The sequence below is a fragment of the Streptomyces sp. LS1784 genome, assembly GCF_020103755.1.
Taxonomy (GTDB): Bacteria; Actinomycetota; Actinomycetes; order Streptomycetales; family Streptomycetaceae; genus Kitasatospora.
In genome coordinates, this window is sequence record NZ_JAHSQD010000854.1 from 1 (window position 1) to 2474 (window position 2474).

The window sequence follows — 2474 nt, forward strand, 5'->3', positions numbered from 1 at the left end:
GCCGTGACTGCGTGCCTTTTGAAGAATGAGCCTGCGAGTTTGCGGTGTGTAGCGAGGTTAACCCGTGTGGGGTAGCCGTAGCGAAAGCGAGTCCGAATAGGGCGGTTGAGTTGCATGCCCAAGACCCGAAGCGGAGTGATCTAGCCATGGGCAGGTTGAAGCGCGGGTAAGACCGTGTGGAGGACCGAACCCACCAGGGTTGAAAACCTGGGGGATGACCTGTGGTTAGGGGTGAAAGGCCAATCAAACTCCGTGATAGCTGGTTCTCCCCGAAATGCATTTAGGTGCAGCGTCACGTGTTTCTTGCCGGAGGTAGAGCACTGGATAGGCGATGGGCCTTACCGGGTTACTGACCTTAGCCAAACTCCGAATGCCGGTAAGTGAGAGCGTGGCAGTGAGACTGTGGGGGATAAGCTCCATGGTCGAGAGGGAAACAGCCCAGAACACCGACTAAGGTCCCTAAGCGTGTGCTAAGTGGGAAAGGATGTGGAGTCGCAGAGACAACCAGGAGGTTGGCTTAGAAGCAGCCACCCTTGAAAGAGTGCGTAATAGCTCACTGGTCAAGTGATTCCGCGCCGACAATGTAGCGGGGCTCAAGCACATCACCGAAGTCGTGTCATTGCAGCGTGAAGACCTAACGGTTGCTGTGATGGGTAGGGGAGCGTCGTGTGCCGGGTGAAGCGGCGGTGGAAACCAGTCGTGGACGGTATACGAGTGAGAATGCAGGCATGAGTAGCGATACAAGAGTGGGAAACTCTTGCGCCGATTGACCAAGGGTTCCTGGGTCAAGCTGATCTGCCCAGGGTAAGTCGGGACCTAAGGCGAGGCCGACAGGCGTAGTCGATGGACAACGGGTTGATATTCCCGTACCCGCTTTGAAGCGCCAACGCTGAACCTCTTGATGCTAAGCCCGTGAAGCCGTCCCGGAGCCTTCGGGCAAAGGGAAGTGGTGGAGCCGGTGACCCGACGGGGTAGTAGGTGAGCGATGGGGTGACGCAGGAAGGTAGTCCAGCCCGGGCGGTGGTTGTCCCGGGGTAAGGGTGTAGGCCGTGGGGTAGGCAAATCCGCCTCACATTAAGGCTGAGACCTGATGCCGAGCCGATTGTGGTGAAGTGGATGATCCTATGCTGTCGAGAAAAGCCTCTAGCGAGTTTCATGGCGGCCCGTACCCCAAACCGACTCAGGTGGTCAGGTAGAGAATACCGAGGCGTTCGGGTGAACTATGGTTAAGGAACTCGGCAAAATGCCCCCGTAACTTCGGGAGAAGGGGGGCCATTCCTGGTGACGAGTCTTGCACTCTGAGCTGGGGGTGGCCGCAGAGACCAGCGAGAAGCGACTGTTTACTAAAAACACAGGTCCGTGCGAAGCCGTAAGGCGATGTATACGGACTGACGCCTGCCCGGTGCTGGAACGTTAAGGGGACCGGTTAGCTCCATTTCGGTGGGGCGAAGCTGAGAACTTAAGCGCCAGTAAACGGCGGTGGTAACTATAACCATCCTAAGGTAGCGAAATTCCTTGTCGGGTAAGTTCCGACCTGCACGAATGGCGTAACGACTTCTCGACTGTCTCAACCATAGGCCCGGTGAAATTGCATTACGAGTAAAGATGCTCGTTTCGCGCAGCAGGACGGAAAGACCCCGGGACCTTTACTATAGCTTGATATTGGTGTTCGGTTCGGCTTGTGTAGGATAGGTGGGAGACTGTGAAACCCAAACGCCAGTTTGGGTGGAGTCGTCGTTGAAATACCACTCTGGTCGTGCTGGATGTCTAACCTGGGTCCGTGATCCGGATCAGGGACAGTGTCTGGTGGGTAGTTTAACTGGGGCGGTTGCCTCCTAAAGGGTAACGGAGGCGCCCAAAGGTTCCCTCAGCCTGGTTGGCAATCAGGTGTTGAGTGTAAGTGCACAAGGGAGCTTGACTGTGAGACTGACGGGTCGAGCAGGTACGAAAGTAGGGACTAGTGATCCGGCGGTGGCTTGTGGAAGCGCCGTCGCTCAACGGATAAAAGGTACCCCGGGGATAACAGGCTGATCTTCCCCAAGAGTCCATATCGACGGGATGGTTTGGCACCTCGATGTCGGCTCGTCGCATCCTGGGGCTGGAGTAGGTCCCAAGGGTTGGGCTGTTCGCCCATTAAAGCGGTACGCGAGCTGGGTTTAGAACGTCGTGAGACAGTTCGGTCCCTATCCGCTGTGCGCGTAGGAGTGTTGAGAAGGGCTGTCCCTAGTACGAGAGGACCGGGACGGACGAACCTCTGGTGTGCCAGTTGTTCTGCCAAGGGCATGGCTGGTTGGCTACGTTCGGGAGGGATAACCGCTGAAAGCATCTAAGCGGGAAGCCTGCTTCGAGATGAGCACTCCCACCTCCTTGAGAGGGTAAGGCTCCCAGTAGACGACTGGGTTGATAGGCCGGATATGGAAGCCCTGTGAGGGGTGGAGTTGACCGGTACTAATAGGCCGAGGGCTTGTCCTCAG

General features: G+C 56.8%; 1 rRNA gene. It reads left to right on the forward strand.

Annotation, left to right across the window (positions count from 1 at the left end):
* Nucleotides 1–2472, forward strand: a 23S ribosomal RNA gene (locus tag KS423_RS43390); the annotation flags it as partial.
* Nucleotides 2473–2474: the final 2 nt, after the last annotated feature.